Origin of the sequence: Natronorubrum halophilum, assembly GCF_003670115.1 — an archaeon.
Classification (GTDB): Archaea; Halobacteriota; Halobacteria; order Halobacteriales; family Natrialbaceae; genus Natronorubrum; species Natronorubrum halophilum.
In genome coordinates this window covers 368,218-390,537 of the sequence record NZ_QQTY01000003.1, presented here as the reverse complement: position 1 = coordinate 390,537, position 22,320 = coordinate 368,218, and the positions used below count along the sequence as shown (strand labels likewise).

Genomic DNA, 22,320 nt, shown 5'->3' with positions numbered 1-22,320 from the left:
GAACGCGACTGGGCCGTTCAGCAGCGTCGCACGTTATATACGAGCGGCGGGTCGGTCGGTGGAGGTCCGACTGGTGTTTTTGGAACAGTACCACGTTATACGCGTAGAACGATCCGTTTGTCAAGAGATTGCCTCAGCCGATCTCGAGATCGCTGAGGATAAGCCGGTTCCGCTCCGTTTCGAACGAACGAAAGGTCAGTAGCGCCGCCGAGATACGCGGCGTTCGGCAATGGCGCACCTTTTATACTAAACCATCCGGAAGCGACCGTCTGCTCCCGGTCGCGATAACGACGACACGGTCGAGTATCCGGGCGCTCCGTCACGGAGGGTTCTCGGTCAGTAAGACCGCGGCAGTCCCAGGACGTTCTCCCCAACGTAGTTGAGCGCGAGTTCCTGCGTGATCGGAACGAGTCGGGTGAGTCGCGCCTCCCTGAAGTAGCGCTCGACGTCGTACTCCCGTGCGACGCCGAAGCCGCCGTGGGTCTGGACGGCGGCATCGGCGGCGGCAAAGGCGGCTTCGGCGGCCAGATACTTCGCCATGTTCGCCTGTGCGCCGACGGCCGTTCCCGTCTCCTCGTCGACGACGTTCGCGGCGTTGTAGGTCAGTTGTTTTGCGGCCTGTACTTCGGCGTACGCCTTCGCTAACGGGTGCTGGATGGCCTGGTTCTTCCCGATAGGTCGATCGAACACCGTGCGCTCGTTCGCGTAGTCGACGCCCTTCTGAATCGCCAGTTCGCCGAGGCCGAGACACTCGGCCGCGATCACCAGCCGTTCCTCGTTGAGTCCGTCTAACAGCTGATAGAATCCGTTCCCGCGCTCGCCGACGAGGCTGTCGGCGGGAACGCACAGATCGTCGAACCAGAGTTCGTAGGCGTGGACGGCGTTACTGGCGGATTTCGGGATCGCGTTCATCGTCAGCGTGCCGTCGTCTAGGGCCTCCTGAACGTCCACGAGGAACATCGAGATTCCCTTCGTCCGCTTGTCGACGGACGATTTCGGCGTCGTCCGGGCCACGAGTAACAGGTAATCGCTCGCATCGACCCGCGAGATCCAGATCTTCTGCCCGTTTATGACGTACTCCTCCCCGTCCTTTTCGGCGAACGTTTCGATCGACGTCGAGTCCGATCCCGCGTTCGGTTCGGTGAGGCCGAGCGACTGGATCGCCACGTCTCCGTCCGCGACGCCCGGAAGGAGCCGCTCTTTGAGCTCTTCGCTGCCGTACCGGACGATCGGAACGGAGTTGTAAATGCCGCCGTGGATCGCCTGTGCCGCGGCGAACCCGCCGCCGCTCGCCGCGAGTTCTTCCATCATCACGACGACCTCGGCGGTCCCCATTCCCGCGCCCCCGTACTCCTCGGGAATTAGCACGCCCAGCCAGCCGTGTTCTCCCAGTTTCGTGACGAACTCCGTCGGATACTCGTTAGCACGGTCTTTCTCCCGCCAGTACTCGTCGTCGAACTCGCTACAGATATCGCGGATGCTCTCCCTGACGAGTTGCTGCTGTGCTGACAGCGCTACGGTATCCGTCCCTACTGTGGCCATCACTCTCACTTCCGTGGTCGGCCAGATAAACCTACGCCTCGTCGGGGCTCTCCGGTCGTCGCAGTGACAGCGAGGCCGGACGGGAACCGGCTCGAGGCGGAACGCGACGGCTCCCGGCCGCTCGCGCGTCGGGGGAAACGGTTAACTGCTCTACCCGAGAGGTAGTGGTTGTGCATGACTAGCAAGAGTGGCAGCGGCAGCGAGACCCGCGTCGGCGTCGACGTCGGTGGAACGAACACCGACGTGATCCTCGTCACGCCCGAGGGGGAGCGTACCTTCAAGACCCCGTCGACGGCGGACCCATCGGAGTCGACGATCACCGGTATCGTCGAAGTCTGTCGACACGCCGGTATCGATCCTGACGAGGTCGACCAGATTCTCCACGGAACGACGGTGGCGACGAACGCCCTCATCGAACACGAGGGTGCGCGAACGGGGCTCCTCACGACGAAGGGGTTCCGAGACGTGCTTCACATCGGACGCCACCGGAAGCCCCACAGCTTCTCGCTTCAGCAGACGATTCCCTGGCAAGAACACCCGGTCGTCGAGCGACGACACCGCAAAGAGATCACGGAGCGCGTGTATCCGCCCGACGAGATTATCACGCCCCTCGACGAGAACGGTGTACTCGAGGCGACCGCCGACCTCGTCGACGACGGCGTCGAATCGATCGCCGTCTGTTACCTCCACTCCTATCTGAACCGCGAGCACGAAGACCGGACGAAAGAGCTCATCGGCGAGGCGTTCCCCGACGTCAGCGTCTCGACCTCGAGCGATGTCGTCGCCCAGTTCCGCGAGTTCGAGCGGTTCACGACGACGGCGATCAACGCGCGGCTGGAGCCCGTGATGTCGACGTACCTCACTCGACTCAGCGACGGCCTCGCCGACGAAGGGTTCGACGCCGAGGTGCTCATCATGCAGTCGAACGGCGGAATGGCGAGCGTGCAAAACGTCGCCGAACGGCCGGTAACGACGCTCGTCTCCGGGCCGGCCGCCGGGGTGCTCTCGGCGGCGTTCGAAGGTGGACGCGTCGACGAACCGAACCTGGTCATGCTGGACATGGGCGGAACCAGCGCCGACATCTCCGTGATTCCGGGGCGCGTTCTCGAGCGCGATCCGCGCGACAGCACCGTCGGCGGCTACCCCACGATCACCCCGATGCTCGACATCGAAACGATCGGCGCGGGCGGCGGCTCGATCGCCTGGTTCGACGACGCGATGGGATTCAACGTCGGGCCGAAAAGCGCCGGCGCGGACCCCGGTCCGGCGTGTTACGCCCGCGGTAACGACCGGCCGACGACGACCGACGCCCAGGTCGTCCTCGGACGGATCGATCCCGACAGCTTCCTCGGCGGCGAACTCGACCTCGAGCCGGAGCGCTCTCGAGCGGCGTTGCAGACGCGGCTGTGTGACCGCACCGACCAGTCGCAGTTCGAGACGCCGGAACGGGCCGCGCTCGCGACGCTCGAGGTCGCGAACACGAACATGTACCGCGCGATCCGGGAGCAGACGGTCCAACGCGGGTACGATCCGCGCGAGTACACGATGGTCGCGTTCGGCGGTGCCGGGCCGATGCACGGGGCGAGCATCGCCGAGAAACTGGGCGTGTCGACGGTGTTGATCCCGCCGTCGCCGGGGATCGCGTCCGCTCGCGGGCTCCTGACGGGGAACGTCAAGTACGACTACCAGCAGACGGTCAGCAGTCCGCTCGAGGCGGTCGGCGGCGAGTTCGTCGAGGAGGCGTTCGAACGGCTCGAAGCGCGCGGACGTGCGCAGTTGGAGCGCGACGAGATCGAGTCGTCTCGGTGGGCGTTCAGGTCGTCGGTCGACTGCCTGTACGACGGACAGGGCTACGAGTTGAACATCGACTTCGACGGCACGGACGGAGACTGGCACGCCAGGCTTCGCGAGCGGTTCGAAGCCCGACACGAGGCCGAGTACGGCCACTACTTCGAGGACGACCCGGTCGAACTCCTCAACGTGCGCGTGACGGCGACCGGCGACGTCCAGTCGTACGCGCCGCCCGAAATCGCGGCGACAGGGGATCTCTCCGCGGCCCAGACGACGGAGTCGACGGTCGTCTTCGGAACCGCGGACACCCCGAAAGAGATGACCGTGCCGCGATACGACCGCGCGAAACTGGCGGCCGAACACGTGATCGGCGGCCCGGCCATCATCGACGAGTTCGACAGCACCGTCGTCGTCAACCCCGGCTGGGAGGCGACGATCGGCGAGAACGGATCGATTACACTGCGGACGGAGGACCACCAATGACCAGCAACCCCGACGAAACGGATCAGGCGGCGGTAACGGACGACGAACGCGCGGAGACGACGGCGGCGGACGTCCTCCGCGAACGAAACATCGATCCGGTGACGATGCAGGTCATCGGCGGCGAACTCGACACGATCGCCCAGGAGATGGGCTACAAACTCATCCGCTCGTCGTACTCCTCGATCATTCGCGAGAGCGAGGACATGGGCGCGGGGATCTTCACCACCGACTGTCGCGAACTCTGTGAAAGCGACTCCACGCCGATGCACGTCGGTTCGCTCATCGGCTACCTCGACGGCATGTACCGGACGTTCGAGGAACGCGGCGTCGACCGCGAGGACGTGATCAACAAGGGCGACGTCTTCATCCACAACCACCCACACTACGGCGCGAGCCACTCGCCGGACATCGCCGTCGCGGTGCCGATCTTTTTCGAGGGCGAACACATCGCCTGGGCGGCGAACACCGCACACCACCTCGACATCGGCTCGGCGACGCCCGGGCTCGCCATCGACCTCGAGGACATGTATGCCGAGGGGAGTCTGTTCCGGGCGACGAAAGTGTACGAACAGGGCGAACGGGTCGACGGCATCTGGGACTTCATCGAGGACAACGTCCGGACGCCGCGGGAGGTCATCGGCGACCTGCAGGCCCAGATCTCCTCGTGTCACGTCGGCGAGGATCGCTACCTCGACCTCGTCGAGAAGTACGGACTCGAGGAGATACAGGGCGCCGGCGAGGCGCTCATGGACTACGCCGAGGCGCTGTTGCGCAACGAGATCCGGACGATTCCCGACGGCACCTACTACGCCGAGGACTACCTCGACGACGACGGCCGCAACCGGGACGTCCCCCTGAAGATCGCCGCGGAGGTGACCGTCGACGGCAGCGACATCACCGTCGACATGAGCGAGTCCGCCGACCAGACGCCGACGGGATACAATATCCCGTTCCACGGCTCAACCGACGTCTGTATCTACTTCACGATTCGATCCCTGCTGATGGACACGTTCGTTCGCGACGAGTACCTCCCGCAGAACTCGGGGACGTTCGCCCCGGTCCACCCGAAGGCCCGACCGGGCTGTATGTTCAACCCGACGCCGCCGACGTCGGCGTTCGCCCGCATCAACCAGGTCGACAAGATGAGTGACCTCATCATCGAGGCGCTCGCCGAGGCGATCCCCGACAGGGTCTGTGCGGGCACCTGCGGGCAGGTGTACTTCGTGAGCTACGGCGGCACGAACGACGCGGGCGAGTACTGGGTCTACCTCGAGGTGAACGAGGGCTCCTACGGCGGTCGACCCGGCGCGGACGGCCTCGACGCGGTAGACGGGCTCGTCCACAACACGAAAAACCGTCCCGTCGAGGACATCGAACTCTCGCACCCGATGCGTCTCGAGCGCTACGGGCTCCGCGAGGACGGCCACGGTGCCGGTCGGACCCGGGGCGGCCACGGGATCGTTCGGGAGTCTCGGTTCCTCACGGACGCCGTGATGACGATGGAGGGCGACGGGAACACGTACCGCCCGCACGGACTCTTCGGCGGCGGGGAGGGGACCCACGGCGACCTGAAGCATATCAAAGCCGACGGCGAAGTGCTCGATCTGCACTCGAAGGAGTCCGGCTACAAGTTCGAGGCCGACGACCGCGTGCTCATCAAAACCGCGAGCGGCGGCGGCTACGGCGATCCGCACGAGCGGCCGGCCGACGCCGTCTACGAGGACTACCGGGACGGATTAGTGTCGGCGACCGACGCCCGCGAAGAGTACGGCGTCGTCATCGACGACGGGTCCCTCGATACGGCGGCGACGGCGGAGCTGCGCGGCGAATAGTCGGTTCGGTTTTCAGTCTTGCCGAGCGCCGCTATCAGCACCTACGGATCGCTGTAAGGCATTTCCGATACGGTCGCGCCGTCCTGCGATTGCACCGATCAATCGTTACGGCAGACCGTATCAGTCGGTAACGCGCTCTAACGCCCGCGCCACGCGGAGCGCCCGCCCGTCCTCGAACCGGGGCGCGATCGCCTGTGCGCTCACCGGTACGTCATCGATCGACGTCACGGGAACCGTCACGGCCGGCGTCCCGGCGATGTTGAACGGGGCCGTGTTTCCGAGGATCGGCAGCAGATCCGCTCGCGTCGTGACCGTCTCGATCTCCGGAGGAAGGACGCGAAGCGTCGGCGTAACGAGGGCGTCGACGGATTCGAACGCCGCGGCGAGCCGGGCGGCGAAGGCGAGCCCCTCCTCCCGAGCGGCGGCGTAGGACGCTCCGCCGCTCGTCATGTCGAGGAACGCGGGCGGCAAGATGCGTCTCGCGACGTGTTCGCCCAGCCCCGCCTCGCGCGCCGATTCGAACGCCTGACGGAGCGCTTCGTTGTAGCCCGTTCCCTGTCCCCTGGTCACGCCGTTTCCGGACACGAGCCACGAGAACTCCGCCGCGCCGATGTTCAGGTAGGCCGCTTCGGTGTCGCCGAGGTCGAGTTCGACGGGCACCGCCTTGATACCGAGCGTCGAGAGCCGATCGCTGATCGTCCGGACGGCGTCGGCGACCTCGCTCGACGCGCGCTCGAACGGCGTGTCGGGGATACCGACGGTCAGGCCGTCGACGTCCTCGAGTTCGTCGAGCGTTTCGAACTCGAGCGAGCGATCGGCAGAAGTCGGATCGCGAGGGTCCGGACCGGCCATCGCCGCGAGCGCACTGGCGGCCGTCGAGACGTCGCGCGTCATCGGCCCGATCGTGTCCAGCGAGGGCGCGAAGTCGACGAAGCCGTACCGCGGCACGAGTCGGTGCGACGGTTTGACGCCGACGATGCCACAGCAGGCCGACGGGATGCGGACGCTGCCGCCCGTGTCGGTGCCGAGTGCGACGTCGACGGTGCCGGCCGCGACGGCGGCGGCGCTGCCGCTCGAGGAGCCGCCGGCCACGCGGTCGGGATCGAGCGGGTTCGTGACGTGGCCGAAATCGCTGAACTCGCCCGTCGGCCCCATCGCGAAGGGCTCCATGTTGGCTTTGCCGACGACGGCGATGCCCGCCTCGAGGAGTCGCTCGACCGCCGGTGCGGTGAACGACGGGACCACGGAGTAGGCGGCCGAGCCGCAGGTCATCTCGAGGTCGGCGACGGCGATGTTGTCCTTGACCGCGAGCGTCTTCCCCGAGAGGGGCCCGGCGTCGGTGCGCACTCGCGGGTCGTCGAAGACGGCCAGCAGCGCGTTTTCGTCGTCGTCGGAGGCGTGACCGACGCCCTCCGCGGTCGGTGCGGTGGCCGTCGGACTCGCCTCGCCGTCGGTCGCCGTCTCGAGGATCTCCTCGAGGATCGAATTCGGGAGGTCGAAGCCGAGACGTTCGGCTTGAGTTCGCATCTCGGCGAGGCCGGATCCGCTCATTGGCACTCACGCTCGTCTCGACGCCATCGGCGATCCAGTCCGGAACGCCGGGAAATCGTGACCATGGGTACGAATGTCATCCACCGATCTTAGTCGTATCGAACGCCGACTCTCTCGAGCGCGTCGGGGCTACGAAAACGTGATGTCGAGTTCGAGTTCGTTGGCCGTTCCGAGGAGTATCAGTGGAATCTCCTCGGTGAACCAGTCGCCGTTCATTCGATGCGTCGGCCCCGAGACGCTGATCGCACCGAGGACCGCACCCGACTGTTCCAGTACCGGAACGCCGACCGCGCTCAATCCCTTCGTACTCTCTTCGTCGTTGAAAACGTAGTTCCGCTCCCTGCCGGCCTGAAGCTCCTCGCGGAGTTCGTCGGGGTCCGTTATCGTGTGCTCGGTGAATCGCTCGAATTCGAGGTCCTCGAGTACCGACTCCGCATACGCGGCGGGGAGGGCACTGAGAATCGCCTTTCCCGCGGCGGTGGCGTGCAAGGGGACGCGTTCGCCGATATTCGAGTCGGTTTCCACGCCGTGTTCGCTCGTCTCCCGGTGCACGTAGACCCCTTTCCCGTGCTCTTCGATGATAAACTGGGCGCGTTCGTCGGTTCGGTCCGCCAGCCACGTCACCTTGTCGTGGGCGAGTTTGTACGCCTGCTTTCGCCATCGCGCGTGCTCTCCGAGTCGGAGAAACTGGAGGCTGAGGTAGTACTCGTTTCCCTCCTTGATCACGTACCCGTGCTGGTGCATCGTCGACAGGTGGCCGTAGACGGTACTTTTCGGCATCTCGAGCATGGTCGCGACTTCGGTGACGCGCGCGCCATCGAACTCGTCAAGAACGCGAATGATCTCGAACAACCGATCGACGGACTTTACAGACGACAGCGGCGGATCACCTGCTCCCATGCTAGGTGTTAGAGAGACCCGTTACTAAATGACCGTTTCGCTGCGGAGAGCACCGGAAGGCGATATCGACCGACATCGGGTTGATCCCGTTTCCGACACAGTCGCAATCGTGGAGGAAAACTGTAACAATGGGCACACCGATTGCACGATGGTTGCGGGATCGAGTGTGCAGCGACGCACAGTAGTGGCGGTAAGTTGTCAAGACACTCGGACGAAGAAGTGATCGGTAACACGATTCTGTCGTTGACAGATTGTTCTAACTATATATCTATATTCGTATTCTACAACTATATTATCGAGAATATGATCTAATTCATAGTACTTCGTTTTCGCCGTGTTTCGTATCGAGTCCGGAGTCCGCAGCGGTGGAGTCTCGACTGAAAAATTACTTGGTACCAACAAAAACCTCGGCGTCGATAGAGACGCTTTTTGGTCGAATCGTTTAGAACGAGCTCCGTGAAACGAGCAAAATCACCGACTGAAGCGACCAATGGAGTGCTAGGTTATCCTTCGTACCGACACCAATGTACAACCACCGCCGCTGATCGTCAATCCGACTCACGGGGTTCTCGAGCGCGACGTGATTCGGCGAGACGTCGTTGGCAGGCTGTCGATCGCACTTTCGAACCTGGTCGCGAACACTTCACCGAGAGCGGTTATCGTCCATATATACCTCTGATTTATGAGTCATATGTGAAAGTGATAGTTAAGGAGATTTGGGTCGAATGCTACGCTCCAATTGTCCGGTCGACTGTCCACAATCGACGTGGTGTCCGTTCGCACGTCCACGATCTCTGACCCCGGACGAGTGCGATCGCGGATCGGTCGGATGGAACTGGCGAAAACAGCGAGAGAGTCCCGTCGTTGTCGGGCTACGCCCGACTGCGTGAGGGAGCGAAGCTCCCTCTCAGTTTACGGCAGGGAGGATGCCATGTTCTTTCCCGGCACCCGTTCTGGGTGCGTCTAGGGTACAAGCCGATTTCGCGTCCATCAAGCCTCACGTGACCGACAGTGCCCAAGTTTTAAGCGGCCTTGCGACGCGACCAACTATTTACCCGTAGTATCAATAGTAGATATGATCACACCAGATTTTGCGGCAATGACTGAGAGGCAACTCGAGCGGACGGGATGCACGAGAGTCGGCGGACGGGGGAGTCAATGGTAGATCTCGCGATTTCTGTGGCGCAACTCGCCGGTGCATTCGTGCTGGTCTTTCTGAACGGCTTTTTTGTCGCCGCGGAGTTCGCCTACGTCCGCGTTCGCTCGTCGGCCGTCGAGCAAATCGTCGCGGAAGGGCGGACTGGATCGGCCGTCCTGCAGGAGGCCGTCGACAACCTCGATGACTACCTCGCGGTCACGCAACTCGGGATCACGATCGCCTCGCTCGGGCTGGGATGGCTCGGCGAACCGGCCATTGCGGCGCTGCTCGAGCCGGTGCTTGCGCCAGTCCTCCCCGAAAACGTCCTTCACCTGGTCGCTTTCGCCATCGGCTTCAGCATCATCACGTTCCTCCACGTCGTCTTCGGAGAACTCGCCCCGAAGACGATCTCGATCGCCGAGCCGGAACGGGTCGCCTTGCTGGTATCGCCGCCGATGAAGGCCTTTTACTACCTGTTCGTTCCCGGTATCATCGTCTTCAACGGGACGGCGAACCGCTTTACGCGACTGATCGGGATTCCGCCGGCCTCGGAAACCGACGAGACTCTCACCGAAGAGGAGATCCGGACCGTGCTGTCCCGATCCGGCCGCGAGGGCCAAATCGACACGGCTGAGGTGGAGATGATCGAACAGGTCTTCACGCTCGACGATACGATTGCCCGAGAGGTGATGGTCCCCCGGCCGGACGTCGCGACCGTTACCAGCGATCTTCCGCTCTCGGAGCTTCGCTCGCTGATCATCGAGGCGGATCACACCCGCTATCCCGTCCTCGATGCCGTAGAGTCCGATCAAGTGGTTGGATTCGTCGACGTCAAGGACGTGTTACGGGCGATCGACTCCGACGAGAGCGACGTTGCCGGGTCCGTGACGGCCGGCGACATCGCGCGCGATATGCCGGTCGTCCCGGAGACGACGCCCATCGGCGACCTCTTAGCGCAGTTTCAGCGCGATCAGGGACAGGTAGCCGCGGTGATCGACGAATGGGGCGTCTTCGAGGGGTTCGTGACCATCGAGGACATCGTCGAACAGGTCGTCGGCGACATCCGCGACGAGTTCGACGCCGACGAGCCGGCGATCGACCGCCGCGACGACGGCACGTTCGCCGTCGACGGCTCCGTCACCGTTTCCGCGGTCAGCGAACGACTGGACGCTGACTTCGAGGCCGACGAGTTCGATACCATCGGCGGCCTCGTTCTGGACCGTCTGGGACGGGCACCCGAAGTCGGCGATCGGATCACCGTCGACGGCTACACACTCACGGTCGCTGACGTCGAGGGTGCACGGATAACGTCGCTTATGATTCGCAGGGACGGATCACAGACGTGAAAAGCGTTTGACGTCCCCTACAGCCTTCGGGACAAGGTATTGCACCGGTTTATCCCATAATCGGGATGGGGTGTATTTCAGACACGGACTCTACCACCGATCATAGTAAAAGCACAAATATCTTGCTCAGAAAACAGGGACTAATGAGTTCCCAGACGGCAGTTCGATACTCAAGGGTGACCGGATCGTGAGTGAGCAGTCGCTTCCATCGCTTACGGCCGTGCGGTCGGTGCTCTCGCGAAATCGACTTCGCATCGCGTTCATCGCCGTGATTCTCCTTTCAGCAGCCGCACTTGCCACTTCAGCGTCGGAAGACGGTCTCTCGACTGCGACCGAGGCGGACGTTCCAAACGCACCGGAGACGGACAATCACACGGTCATCACCGAATCAGGGCGAGCGGGGACGATCACCGCATACACGCCCGATGGCGAGGTGATGTACTACAACAACACCCGGACGAAGTACTTCGACGTCGATCCCACCGAAGATGACCCGCTGACCGTCGAGTACACCGCGACGGATACGATCCACAGCGCGGGGCCGACGTGCAGCGATCCGCCGTGCTCGAGAAACGTCCTCGAGCGCGTTGATCTCGAGACCGGCGAGGTCGAAGTGCTCTACGAGCGCTACGACTACAAGGAGACCGCCGGCGAGTGGCACGACGCGACGCGCATCAACGACACGCACGTGGCCATCGCTGACATCGTCGCGGATCAAGTGTTCGTCGTGAACACCGAGACAGAGGTCGTCGACTGGCTCTGGGACGCCCAGAGCGACTTCCCCGTCGAGGAAGGCGGCCCGTATCCGGAGGACTGGGCGCACATCAACGACGTCGAGTACATCGAGGAAGGTGAACACGAGGGGCGGATCATGGCCAGCCTGCGAAACCAGGACCAGGTCGTCTTCCTCGACCCGGAGGAGGGACTGGTCGACGACTGGACGCTCGGGAGCGAGAACGATTACGACGTCCAGTACGAACAGCACAACCCCGACTACATCCCCGAATCGCAGGGCGGGCCGGCCATCGTCGTCGCCGACTCGGAACAGGGCCGAGTCCAGGAGTTCCAGCGCGAGGACGGCGAGTGGAACCGAACCTGGCAGTGGGCGGACGAGCAGATTCAGTGGCCTCGAGACGCCGACAGGCTCCCCAACGGGAACACGCTCATCGCCGACTCACACGGTAATCGCGTGATCGAGGTCAACGAAGAGGGTGAGATCGTCTGGGAGGTCGGATCGACGCTCCCCTACGAGGCGGAACGCCTCGAGACCGGCGCGGAGAGCGAGGGCGGCCAGAGCGCAGCCGAACTCGGCCTCGAGTCCCGCACGGCCGACGACGACGGCGGCGACAGTGATGACGGCTTTGGATTCAATCCGCTCGAGTATCCGGGGAACCTCCTCGAGGAGCTTCTTCCCCACCGAATTCACAACGGGCTCCTCTTCGCAACGCCGATCTGGATGGGATCGACCGAGTTCGCCGCCGTCGGCATCGCGCTCCTCGTCGGGGTGACGTGGGCCGCATTAGAGGTCAGGTGGCAACTTCGTGATGCGGGAATCCGGTTCCGGCTCCCGTTCTATCGGCGGGATGGTTGATCCCTCGTCGGTGAAACGGCACATACATCACTCACAGCCGTTGTACGACGTGATCGGTACCGACGTTTCGTAGCCGAGAGTGACAGAGAGCGGGTCTCGAGGGTGATCAACCCCGTAATCGAGGTGACGAGATGTCCGCGAACTATCCCTTCACTACCCGAAAAACCATGTCGGTGCGGAGACAATATCGTTCTATGAACGGCGACGAGCGGACGGCGGAATCCGCCGACGAAACGGCGGCGGACGAAGGAAAATACGACAAGTACATCGACCGGGTACTGGACGTTCTGAGCATATTCTAGCGGTATCGGGGGCGCTCGATCCGTCTCCGAGCGAATCGACGGCTAGCGAACGACGAGTGCGAGAACCTGATACCGATTTCAGCGTCGAGTCTCACACACCGTTCCCAGTTCACCCGAAGAGGAGGAGATAGCCGCCGAAGAGGTAGAGACCGGCGAGGATCGACTGGAAGGACAGCGAGCCGATCGCCGACAGCGCGACGAACGAGCGCCCGTCCATCTCCGAGAGCCCGGCGGGGACGGTGAGTAATCCCCTGACGACCAACAGCGTATTACTCCCAGCGACGGCGACGCCCCCCCAGCGGTCGAACCACCCGTCGAACCGCTCGAGTCGCGATTCCGTGAGCGGAAACCACCGCTTCCGGATGACGTACTCCCGGCCGGCACGACGAACCAGGTAGAACAGCACGGCCTGTCCGATAGTCGTCCCGACGACGGCGATCACGACGATCGTCATCACCTCGGGGATCGACGAGCCGATCAGCGTGATCGCACTCGGAACGACGAGTTCGCTCGGCATGAACCGCAGCATCATCGCTCCCTCGAGGATGCAGATGCCGAACAACACGACGAACGCGAGTTCCGACGCGAACAGTGACTCGAGCCACGTCGGCAGTCCGTCAAGTTGTAGCGGTCCCATTACCGGCCCCTATTCTGCCCCAAATGTAAGCGTTGTCGGTTAGGAAAGTGATGTTTTTTCTCCACGATACCAGCATATCTGCGATCCTGAATATCGATCTTTGATCGGACGTGATAGCCACAAATTATGTGGTACTGCCGGTCATAAAAACGCTCGATGGAAGTAGATCGATTCCTCTTTCTCGCTGGGGCGATCACCACGCACGCCATCGTTGGCTATGTGCTCGTACAGGAGTTTACGGACGCCGACCCGCAAATCGGGATCGTTCTCGGGCTCCTTCCGGACGTGGACTTTTATTTCCCTGCGACGTGGGAGTGGCCGTTCGTCCATCGCGGACTCACCCACACGCCCCTGTTCGTGCTGGCGATCGTCGTCGTTATCTTCGAAGTCACTCGAGACCGAGCGGTCACGCTCGCCGCTGGGCTAGCGATCAGCTCACACCTCGTGATCGATTCGCTCTCGCCGAAAGGGATCAACTGGCTCTTCCCGCTCGAATCGACGTGGAGTCCCGGGTCACGATTCACGGATTGCCGGAAACGATCATGCTCTGGTCGATCTCCCTCGGGATTCTCGCGTGGCGGACGGACGAGGTCCTATAGTTTAGTTGACGCTCATCTCGCCCTGAAGGACGGGACATTCTCCATAACGGCTGCCTCGAGACGAGGTGACCTTGACACGTCGATCAGCCTGTGTGGACGGCCCCCGTCGATAGCCCGACCGTAAGGAGCACTGACGCGCTCAGTGCCGAAAGGCCGACGAGTAACAGGACTCGATTGATCCGGCTGTTCTTGGATTTGAACCAGTTGAGGGTCACGTGAAACCGTGAAACGGGGGCGAAGGGGCAGATCCCCATCGGTGTCACGATATCGCCCGCGAGGTGGGCGAGGACGCCACCGGTTCCGATGGCGAATCCAAACAGAAACGATTGCGGCGTCGAACGAGCGACGAGCGCGGTTCCGCCGCCGGCAGCCACGCCGACTAGAACGGCGAACCAGATCGTGTGCGTCGGCCCGCGGTGGGGGAGTCGCGGCAGCGACTGGTCGATATCCGGCAGGTTCGCGACAGCGAGGGCGAGCGCCGCGCCCAGTAACGCGATCTCGAGCGACCAGTAGCGGCTCAGCACGGGGACGAACGGGGCGTACAGCAAGGCGTTGAATCCGACGTGGCCGCCGCGATACATGAGGAGTTGTCGTCCGACGCTCGGCGGCGGACGAAGATTAACCGCTCGGTTACCGTCGCGGACTCACCGCAGGGCGTTGACGCCGAACCCGGACACCGACGCACCCCCGATCGCGACCGGCATCCAGTAGACCGCACCCCGGAAGATGAGGACGGCTGCGGTAATGGCCGACGCCTCGATGCCGGTCGTCGGGACGAGTAGCGTAACGAACGCGGCTTCGATTCCGCCGAGACCGCCCGGGAGAGGCGCTGCACCGGCGAGGTTAGCGAGCGGAATTACGAACAGTAGGACGGACGGCGGAACGCTATAGCCGAGTGCAGCGAACGCCGCCGTGAGTGCGAACACCTGAAAGAGCCAGCCGGCTAGCGAGAGGCCGACCGCGGTGGCGAGACGCCACCGGTCCATCGCAACGCGCTCGATATTCTCGAACAACCGCCCCAGCCGGTCCGAGAGATCTTCCTCGAGCGTTTCGGAGTCGAACCGTTCGAGTCCGAGTCGGCCGAGTTGGGGAGCGACAATGGCGGGAAGCCGATCAATGAGTGCGTCGCGCCATCGCCAGACGAGCACCATGGCGAACACGATCGCAGCAATCAACGCGACTGCCGAGCCGACGGCCGTCTCGAGGCTCTCGCCGACGGTGGCAGTAGTCGCGTAGTACCCGACGCCGGCGAGGATTAGCGAGACGGATGGAACGACGTTGAGAACGTCGACGCTCGCGATGCCGACGAGGCCGGTTTCGTACCGAGAGTCCGAAACCTTGGAGATGAGCAACGCGGCGATGGGTTCGCCGCCAGCCTGGCCGAACGGGGTGACGTTGTTGGCGAAGACGGCACCGGCGTAGACGAAAAACGCCGTACTGATCGAGATATCGACGTCGAGCGAGGCGAGGACGGTCCGGAGCATTAGACTCCAGGCGGCTAGCCAGCAGAGTGCAAGGACGAATGTGGCGACGACCAGAGACGGATCCGCCGAGAGTAACGACTCGAGGATTCGGCGCGCACCGACGACGAAGAACAGGACGGCAAAGACCGCTATCGTCCCGACAACGCCGATAAGAAACGCGCGCCTGTTTCGCTCGTTCATGGCTTATGTGAATCGTTAGGGGACTTGAAACGTCTGATTGCTGTCGACGGAAAAGTGGGCGTCGTCGGTTCCCGCTCGTCCAACGGACTATCGGACCTCGCAGGAGGGGGATTCCGGCCGGGTTCGCGGACGCCCTCGAGCATTTCAACGCGTCTATAGTTTGCCACTCAATTTATTTGGATAGCTCTGGACGTTGCCACTGATGGACAGGGCTTCTCAGTCAAACGTCCTTTTTGTCGTGTTGGATACCGTTCGAAAAGACCGTCTCGGTCCGTACGGGTACGGACGGGAGACGACGCCGGAACTCTCGAGATTCGCCGAGGAGGCGACCGTCTTCGAGTCGGCAGTTGCGCCCGCCCCGTGGACCTTGCCGGTTCACGCCTCGCTGTTTACCGGCCGTTATCCGAGCCAGCACGGGGCCGACCAGGGGAGCCCGTACCTCGACGACGTCGTGACCCTCGCGTCTATTCTCTCGGCAGCCGACTACGACACGGCGTGTTACTCCTCGAACGCCTGGATTACACCCTACACCGGGCTCACCGATGGCTTCGACGAGCAAGATTCGTTCTTCGAAGCCCTCCCCGGTGACGTCCTTTCGGGGCCGTTAGCCAGCGTGTGGCAGACGGTCAACGACAACGACTATCTCCACGAACTGGCGTCGAAACTCGTCAGGGTCGGCGCGATAGCCCACGAAAAACTCGCCAGCGGCGAGGGTGCCGACTCCAAGACGCCGGCAGTTATCGACCGGACGCGGTCGTTCATCGACGACAGCGAGAGCGACCGGGGATGGTTCACGTTCGTCAACCTGATGGACGCCCACCTACCCTACTACCCGCCCGAGACGTACCGCGAGGAGTTCGCCCCCGGCGTCGATCCCGACGAGGTCTGCCAGAACTCGAAGGAGTACAACTCGGGCGCTCGAGAGATCGACGACGAGGAGTGGGACGCCATTCGCGGACTGTACGACGCCGAAATCGCCCACATGGACGCCGAACTCGGCCGGCTGTTCGCGTGGCTGCGAGAAACCGGTCAGTGGGAAGAAACGACCGTCATCGTCGCGGCCGACCACGGCGAACTCCACGGCGAACACGACCTCTACGGCCACGAGTTCGCCCTCTACGACGAGCTCATCAACGTCCCGCTGCTGGTGAAACACCCCGATCTCGAGGCCGACCGACGCGACGATCTCGTCGAGTTGCTCGATTGCTATCACACCGTCCTCGACGCGATGGACGTGGACCCGAGCACCGTCGAGACGGACGGCGACGGCAACGCCCTCGCTCGCGATCCGACGCGATCGCTGCTCTCGAGTGAGTATCGCAACTTCGAGGCGGCCGCGGATCCGGGTCCCAGCCAGCGGGCGGTGCTCGAGGGGGACGACAACGGTGACTACGCGTTCGTTGAGTACGCCCAGCCGGTCATCGAACTGCACCACTTAGAAGAGAAGGCGAGCAATGCCGGCATCGACCTCCCCGACGATCACCGGGCCTACTCGCGGCAGCGCGCCGCCCGCAGCACCGATGCGAAGTACATTCGTGCCGACCGAATTTCAGACGAGAGCTACCGCCTCGACGAGAAAGCGCCGGCCGATCCGGCGGACGACGAGGTTGTCGCTGCGACCGAACGGGCACTCATTCGCTTCGAGGACGCCGTCGGCGGCGCGTGGGACGACCCGACCGAGACGAACGCTGACGAGGGTGACGCACTGGCGGAGGCAAACGAGGAGACCCGCGATCGACTTCGCGAACTCGGCTACCTCGGGTGACGCGCCGCGTGCCCTATACAGGGGTACGTTGTCATACTACGAGAACACAGTACGGCTGATATATCTGCCTCAGCGACTATCCAGACACCAATAAGATTACATGGGATGACTCGCAAGAGGCTCGCAAGCAATGGAGGGACAACACTTCCTCGAGTCGAAATGGGACTATTGCTTAGTGCTGGATGCGTGTCGATACGACGTGTTCAGCGAAGTTTACGACGAGTACCTCGAGGGGACCCTAGAAAAGCGCCGGAGTACCGGTTCGTCGACACCGGAGTGGGCCTATCGGACGTTCGACGGCGATCACGATATCGCGTACTTCTCGGGAAACCCGTTTATCAACGATCTGGGCATCCCGCTGAACGAACTCAAGTGGGGAGCGAGCTGTGACTACGAATGGTCGGCCGCCGACCACATCAGCAACGTTTTCGACGTCTGGAAGTCCGGTTGGGACGACGATCTCGGAACGGTCCCGCCGGAAAGTCTCGAGGAAGCGTTTCAGTCCCATTCCGCAGCTGTCGAACGGGCCGATCGGACGGTGCTCCACTACATGCAGCCACACGCTCCCTACCTCTCTCGCGGGAAAGGGCAGAAACTCAAGCAGATTCAGAAGGGGATTCGACGGCAAGAGGAGGCCGAAAAGGCGACCGACGGCGGTGAGAGCGCGCTCTCGTCGTTTGGCGACACCCTCCGACCGAAGGTCGAGAGCCGACTCGAGGACAGCGAACTCGCACAAAAGGCGGGTCTCTGGCTCGAACTCGATCCCGCCGATCTGGTCAGAAACGGCACCCGGGAGGCGGCTCTCGAACTGTACGAGGAGAACCTGCGAATCGCGCTCGAGGCCATCGCCGACCTGATTCCAAAGCTGGACGGACGGGTCGTCGTGACCGCCGATCACGGGGAAGCCTTCGGCGAGGAGGGCGTCTGGGAACACCACATCGAGACACATATCCCGCCGCTCATGGAGGTACCGTGGCTCGAAGTCGAGTGACCGATCGCCGTGCCCGACCGATCACGGCGGTTGTGGGTTCACGGCCGTTTCGGCGTGTCGAGGGAGAACCAGGATGTCCGGAATAAAAATCAACCACTACTTCGAGTTCGAGAAGCACGTTACCGGTGGGATCCGCGAGTCTGTCGTCCACCAGCGGAAGATACTCGACCGACTGAACCTACAGTATACGACCGACCCGACCCTCGATGCCGATGCGTTCCACTGCAACCTTATGGGCCCTCGATCGGTCTGGTGTGCGAAACGGGCACGGTCGCGCGACATCCCGATCGTCGCCCACACGCACGTGACGGCCGAGGACTTCGGGGACAGCTTTCGGTTTACGAACGTTCTCGCCAAACCGCTGAAACCGTACCTCGAGTGGGCCTACGGACTGGCCGACGCCCTGGTCTGTCCCTCGGAGTACAACCGGCGGCTGATCGAGACCTACACGGACACCCCGACGACCGTCATCTCGAACGGCGTCGACCGCGAGAAACTCGAGGGGTTCGAAGCTCTCGAGTCGGAGTACCGCGAGCGTTACGACCTCGAGTCGCCCGTCGTCTTTCTCGTCGGCCACGTCATCAAACGTAAGGGCCTCGAGACGTTCGTCGAACTGGCTCGCCGGATGCCCGACATGGACTTCGCGTGGTTCGGCCCGTTGGATCTCTCGTTGAAGGGACGCGAGACCACGCGGTTGATCGAGGAGTCGCCGGAGAACTGTACGTTCCCCGGCTACATCGACGACGTTCGCGGTGCGTATGCAGCCGGTGATATCTTCTGTTTCCCGACGTACGAGGAAAACGAGGGGATCGCACTGCTGGAAGCAATGACCGCGGGCAAACCGGTTCTCGTTCGCGACATCGAGACGTTCTCGTGGCTCGAGGACGGCGAGGACTGTCTGAAAGCGTCGGAATCGGGGTCCAAATCGGGCGTCGACGCGTTCGTGGACGCCCTCGAGCGACTCGAGGACCCCGACCTTCGGCGTCGACTCGGATCGAACGCGGCCGACCGGAGCGAGCAGTTCTCGCTCGAGACGGTCGCGAACCAGTATCAATCGCTGTACGAAGAGGTGGCCTGAATGAAAATCGGATTCTTCACGGACAGCTACTTCCCCGAGATCGACGGCGTAACGTACACGATCAAACTCTGGCGAGAGGAACTCGAACGGAAGGGCCACGAGGTCTACGTCGTCTATCCGGACGGCGACTACGAACCCGGTGATCGCGAATTTCCGGTCAGATCGCTCCCGAATCCCTTCTACGCCGGCTACCGGATTCCGCTCTTCAGGCGGCCGTCGACGCTTCCGGAACTCGACGTCGTTCACTGTCACGGTCCCGCGTCGGTCGGCATCCTCGGGCGGTACTACGCGCGAAAACACGAACTGCCGACGATTTACACCCACCACACGCCGCTCGAGGAGTACTTCCACCAGAACGTCAAACTCGAGTCGGTCGCTAGCGCCATGTCGAAACTGTACGTTCCGCTGGAGAACGCGTTCCTCGAAAGCTTCGATATCGTGACCGCATCCACGGAGCGGATCGAACGGGACGTCACTCACGTCCCGCTTCCGGTGGGGATCGACATGGAGTTCTTCCAGCCGACCGCCGAGGACTGGTACGCCGACGCCGACAAACCGGTAATCGGGTACAGCGGCCGGCTCAGTATGGAAAAAAACGTCAACGATATTCTCGAGGTCGCAAAGGAGGTGCCGGAGTACGAGTTCGTCGTCGTCGGCGAGGGGCCCTATCGCGCCAGCCTCGAGCGGAACGCGCCGGAGAACGTCGAACTCCGCGACTTCCTCCCCCGAGAGGAGCTGCCGACGTTTTACTCCTCGATCGACGCGTTCGTGACCGCCTCGACTGCGGACACGCTCGGGCTCTCGACGCTCGAGGCCAACGCCTGTGGCACGCCCGTTATCGCAGCGGACGTCGCGCCGTTCGATCAGACGATCGGTCCCGACAACGGCGACCGATTCGAGTACGGCGATCTCGAAGCGATGGCCGACACCATCGAGCGCTGTCTCCGAACGGATCGCGACACGAGGGCGGCCGTCGAGAAGTACGATGTCCGTCGCACCTTAGATCACCTCGAGCACCTGTACCGGAGCCAGACGTCGACGGGCGAGACGCCGGCCGTGGCTGACGATAACTGGGGATTTTCCGACGACTCACCGGGATCTCTTGATTGAGCGCACGGCGCCGTCGCGACGCGGAGAGCCGTCGATCACGAGGGATTTTTTCGATTCGTCGTCAGGACGGGGACCGACGCGGTTCGAAGTACCCGTTCGGTGATGCTCCCGAGGAGGTGCTGATCGATCCCCGTTCGGCCGTGCGTTCCCATCACGATGAGATCGATTCCCTCCGAATCCGCGTACGAGGTGATTTCCCGTGGCACCGATCCCGACTCGACGGCGGTAACAACGTCGTCGACACCCGCGTTCTGTACCGTCGACGTGGCTTCCTCGAGTAGTCCTCGGACCCGTTCGTCGCGATCGGATCGGTCGTTCCCTAATCCGAGTATCGGTTCCTCGAGGACGGAGAGGAGGTGAACCGTGGCATTGTTGCGATTCGCCACGTCCGCGCCTCGCTGCAGGGCGGCCATCGCGTGATCGCTTCCGTCCGTCGGGACGAGGACGGCGGTATACGGATAGCTCGTCGTCACATCGTCGGCCGCGCGGACCGTCAGAACCGGTATCGTCGCTCTGTTGACGACGCGCTCCGCGACGCTTCCGAGAACGTATCGCTCAAGTCCGTCCCGGCCGTGGGTCCCCATCACCACGAGGTCGGCGTCGTGCGTCGCGGCGTATTGGACGATGGCTTCGTGGGGAATCCCCTGGACAATATCCGTGGTGACGGAGACACCGCGTTCCGCGACTCGTTCGCGAGCGTTCGAAACGATCTCTTCGCCCTCCTGTTCTAGAACGTCGACGACCTCGGTACCGAGACGAGTCTGACTGGACTCGTTCGTATCCGCGACGTAGAGCAGGGAAACGGTCGCATCCCACTCGTCGGCGATCTCGAGCGCGTGATCCAGCGCCGCCGCCGCGGGATCGCTTTCGTCGACGGGAACGAGAATACGGTTATACATGACTACGACCGACTATGTTCCGGATCCGTTTATCAGTACCCCCGAACGTTTACTTGGCGATCGGTACTGATCCGGTATTTCTATATGAAGTACGTCGAAACCAGTACCCATGCAGAACGCTCGAGTACTCGTTACCGGCGGTGCGGGATTTATCGGGTCAAATCTCTCGAACGCGCTCGCCGAGCACAACGAGGTTATCGCGTTGGATAACGGCTATCTCGGAACATCCGAGAACCTCGACGACGAGGTGACCTACGTCGAGGCGGACGTTCTCGACGAGGATCTCCCGACCGACGTGGACGTCGTCTACCACCTCGCGGCGCTCTCGAGCCGGCAGATGCTCGAGGAAAACCCACGAGAGGGCGCTCGAGTCAATATCGAGGGCTTCGTAAACGTCGTCGAACAGGCGCTGGCGGACGGCTGCCGGACGATCGTCTACGCGTCGTCATCGTCGGTTTACGGGAGCCGAACGACGCCGACGGCCGAAGACATCGATATCGAAGCCGCGACGGGGTACGACGCGTCGATGCTCGGGAGAGAGCGGTACGCGGAGTACTACAACGACTTCTACGACGAGTTGACGCTCGCCGGAATGCGGTTTTTCTCGGTCTATCAGGGCTACGGGGGGACCGAAGAACACAAAGGCGCGTACGCAAATACGGTTTCGCAGTTCGCCGATGAGATCGCCAACGGGAACGCGCCCGTACTGTGGGGGGACGGGACGCAAACGCGGGACTTTACGCACATCGACGACATCGTTCGCGGACTCAAGGAAGCCGCCGACCACGAACTGGCGGGCGTGTACAATCTCGGGACGGGCGACCCCTACTCGTTCAACGAGATGGTCGACCTGATCAACGACGTCCTAGAGACGGATATCGAACCGACGTACGAAGCCGTCCCGCTCGAAAACTACATCTACGACACGTGTGGGGACAGTTCAAAGATCCGTGAAGAAACCGGCTGGGAACCCCGGATAGACTTCGAAGAGGGCGTTGAACGGGTCTGTCAGCCGTATCTCTCGGACGGACCGCGAATGGTGAATCCGAACTGAGCGGCGACCGGGTCGAACCAAAAAGCGTATTCTGTCGCTCCCGAACA

17 protein-coding genes and 1 pseudogene are annotated in these 22,320 nt (G+C 62.7%); 10 read left to right on the top strand and 8 right to left on the bottom strand.

Annotated features, from left to right (window positions below; all coding sequences use genetic code 11):
* Positions 1 to 336: 336 nt before the first annotated feature.
* Positions 337 to 1,542, bottom strand: a complete 1,206-nt coding sequence (locus tag DWB23_RS13960; RefSeq protein ID WP_121743430.1) for an acyl-CoA dehydrogenase family protein — start codon at positions 1,540 to 1,542, stop codon at positions 337 to 339.
* 174 nt (positions 1,543 to 1,716) lie between these two features.
* On the opposite strand from DWB23_RS13960, the gene DWB23_RS13955 reads away from it, so the two are divergent.
* Together DWB23_RS13955 and DWB23_RS13950 are read left to right on the top strand one after the other, a co-directional pair.
* The gene (locus DWB23_RS13955) at positions 1,717 to 3,816 is read left to right on the top strand and encodes a hydantoinase/oxoprolinase family protein (RefSeq protein ID WP_121743429.1); all 2,100 of its coding nucleotides are present in this window, start codon (positions 1,717 to 1,719) and stop codon (positions 3,814 to 3,816) included.
* On the top strand, positions 3,813 to 5,648 hold the full coding sequence (locus DWB23_RS13950; protein WP_121743428.1) for a hydantoinase B/oxoprolinase family protein: 1,836 nt from the start codon (positions 3,813 to 3,815) through the stop codon (positions 5,646 to 5,648). Before DWB23_RS13955 ends, DWB23_RS13950 begins: the two co-directional genes overlap by 4 nt.
* 120 nt (positions 5,649 to 5,768) lie before the next feature.
* Here DWB23_RS13950 and DWB23_RS13945 read toward each other — a convergent pair whose 3' ends face one another.
* On the bottom strand, positions 5,769 to 7,199 hold the full coding sequence (locus DWB23_RS13945) for an amidase (protein ID WP_121743427.1): 1,431 nt from the start codon (positions 7,197 to 7,199) through the stop codon (positions 5,769 to 5,771).
* Positions 7,200 to 7,328: 129 nt separating this feature from the next.
* Entirely contained in the window at positions 7,329 to 8,099 is a 771-nt protein-coding gene (locus DWB23_RS13940; protein WP_121743426.1) for an IclR family transcriptional regulator, read from the bottom strand.
* A gap of 1,158 nt (positions 8,100 to 9,257) precedes the next feature.
* Between DWB23_RS13940 and DWB23_RS13935 the strand changes: the two genes are divergently transcribed.
* Together DWB23_RS13935 and DWB23_RS13930 are read left to right on the top strand one after the other, a co-directional pair.
* Positions 9,258 to 10,583, top strand: coding sequence for a hemolysin family protein (locus DWB23_RS13935; RefSeq protein WP_121743425.1), 1,326 nt, complete (start codon positions 9,258 to 9,260; stop codon positions 10,581 to 10,583).
* 187 nt (positions 10,584 to 10,770) lie between these two features.
* Positions 10,771 to 12,174 carry an aryl-sulfate sulfotransferase gene (locus DWB23_RS13930; protein ID WP_121743424.1) on the top strand — a complete coding sequence of 468 codons (1,404 nt, stop codon included), beginning with the start codon at positions 10,771 to 10,773 and terminating at the stop codon, positions 12,172 to 12,174.
* A 411-nt stretch (positions 12,175 to 12,585) separates the two neighbouring features.
* Here the strand turns inward: DWB23_RS13930 and DWB23_RS13925 are convergent, their stop codons facing one another.
* Together DWB23_RS13925 and DWB23_RS23885 are read right to left on the bottom strand one after the other, a co-directional pair.
* A complete protein-coding gene (locus DWB23_RS13925; protein WP_121743423.1) occupies positions 12,586 to 13,113 on the bottom strand; it encodes a DedA family protein in 528 nt (175 codons plus the stop codon).
* A gap of 141 nt (positions 13,114 to 13,254) precedes the next feature.
* Entirely contained in the window at positions 13,255 to 13,443 is a 189-nt protein-coding gene (locus DWB23_RS23885; protein ID WP_338067825.1) for a hypothetical protein, read from the bottom strand.
* On the opposite strand from DWB23_RS23885, the pseudogene DWB23_RS23880 reads away from it, so the two are divergent.
* Positions 13,369 to 13,560: pseudogene (locus DWB23_RS23880) on the top strand (metal-dependent hydrolase); the annotation flags it as partial. The gene DWB23_RS23885 and the pseudogene DWB23_RS23880 sit on opposite strands and share 75 nt — an antisense overlap.
* A 235-nt stretch (positions 13,561 to 13,795) precedes the next feature.
* Here DWB23_RS23880 and DWB23_RS13915 read toward each other — a convergent pair.
* The gene (locus DWB23_RS13915) at positions 13,796 to 14,293 is read right to left on the bottom strand and encodes a metal-dependent hydrolase (RefSeq protein ID WP_121743422.1); all 498 of its coding nucleotides are present in this window, start codon (positions 14,291 to 14,293) and stop codon (positions 13,796 to 13,798) included.
* A 63-nt stretch (positions 14,294 to 14,356) separates the two neighbouring features.
* Positions 14,357 to 15,376, bottom strand: a complete 1,020-nt coding sequence (locus DWB23_RS13910; RefSeq protein WP_121743421.1) for a lysylphosphatidylglycerol synthase transmembrane domain-containing protein — start codon at positions 15,374 to 15,376, stop codon at positions 14,357 to 14,359.
* 202 nt (positions 15,377 to 15,578) lie between these two features.
* Here DWB23_RS13910 and DWB23_RS13905 point away from each other — a divergent pair, with 202 nt between their 5' ends.
* The 4 genes from DWB23_RS13905 to DWB23_RS13890 all read left to right on the top strand — a co-directional run bounded on the left by DWB23_RS13905 (position 15,579) and on the right by DWB23_RS13890 (position 20,320).
* Complete coding sequence (locus DWB23_RS13905; protein ID WP_121743420.1) at positions 15,579 to 17,141, top strand: sulfatase; 1,563 nt, start codon at positions 15,579 to 15,581, stop codon at positions 17,139 to 17,141.
* A gap of 130 nt (positions 17,142 to 17,271) precedes the next feature.
* Positions 17,272 to 18,132 carry a hypothetical protein gene (locus DWB23_RS13900; RefSeq protein WP_121743419.1) on the top strand — a complete coding sequence of 287 codons (861 nt, stop codon included), beginning with the start codon at positions 17,272 to 17,274 and terminating at the stop codon, positions 18,130 to 18,132.
* An 82-nt stretch (positions 18,133 to 18,214) separates the two neighbouring features.
* Positions 18,215 to 19,210: a glycosyltransferase family 4 protein gene (locus tag DWB23_RS13895; protein ID WP_121743677.1), complete on the top strand. Its 996-nt coding sequence runs from the start codon at positions 18,215 to 18,217 to the stop codon at positions 19,208 to 19,210.
* Positions 19,211 to 20,320, top strand: a complete 1,110-nt coding sequence (locus DWB23_RS13890) for a glycosyltransferase (protein ID WP_121743418.1) — start codon at positions 19,211 to 19,213, stop codon at positions 20,318 to 20,320.
* Positions 20,321 to 20,355: 35 nt separating this feature from the next.
* On the opposite strand, the gene DWB23_RS13885 is transcribed toward DWB23_RS13890, so the two are convergent.
* The gene (locus tag DWB23_RS13885) at positions 20,356 to 21,219 is read right to left on the bottom strand and encodes a universal stress protein (protein WP_121743417.1); all 864 of its coding nucleotides are present in this window, start codon (positions 21,217 to 21,219) and stop codon (positions 20,356 to 20,358) included.
* A gap of 109 nt (positions 21,220 to 21,328) precedes the next feature.
* Between DWB23_RS13885 and DWB23_RS13880 the strand changes: the two genes are divergently transcribed.
* Positions 21,329 to 22,273: an NAD-dependent epimerase/dehydratase family protein gene (locus DWB23_RS13880; RefSeq protein WP_121743416.1), complete on the top strand. Its 945-nt coding sequence runs from the start codon at positions 21,329 to 21,331 to the stop codon at positions 22,271 to 22,273.
* Positions 22,274 to 22,320: the final 47 nt, after the last annotated feature.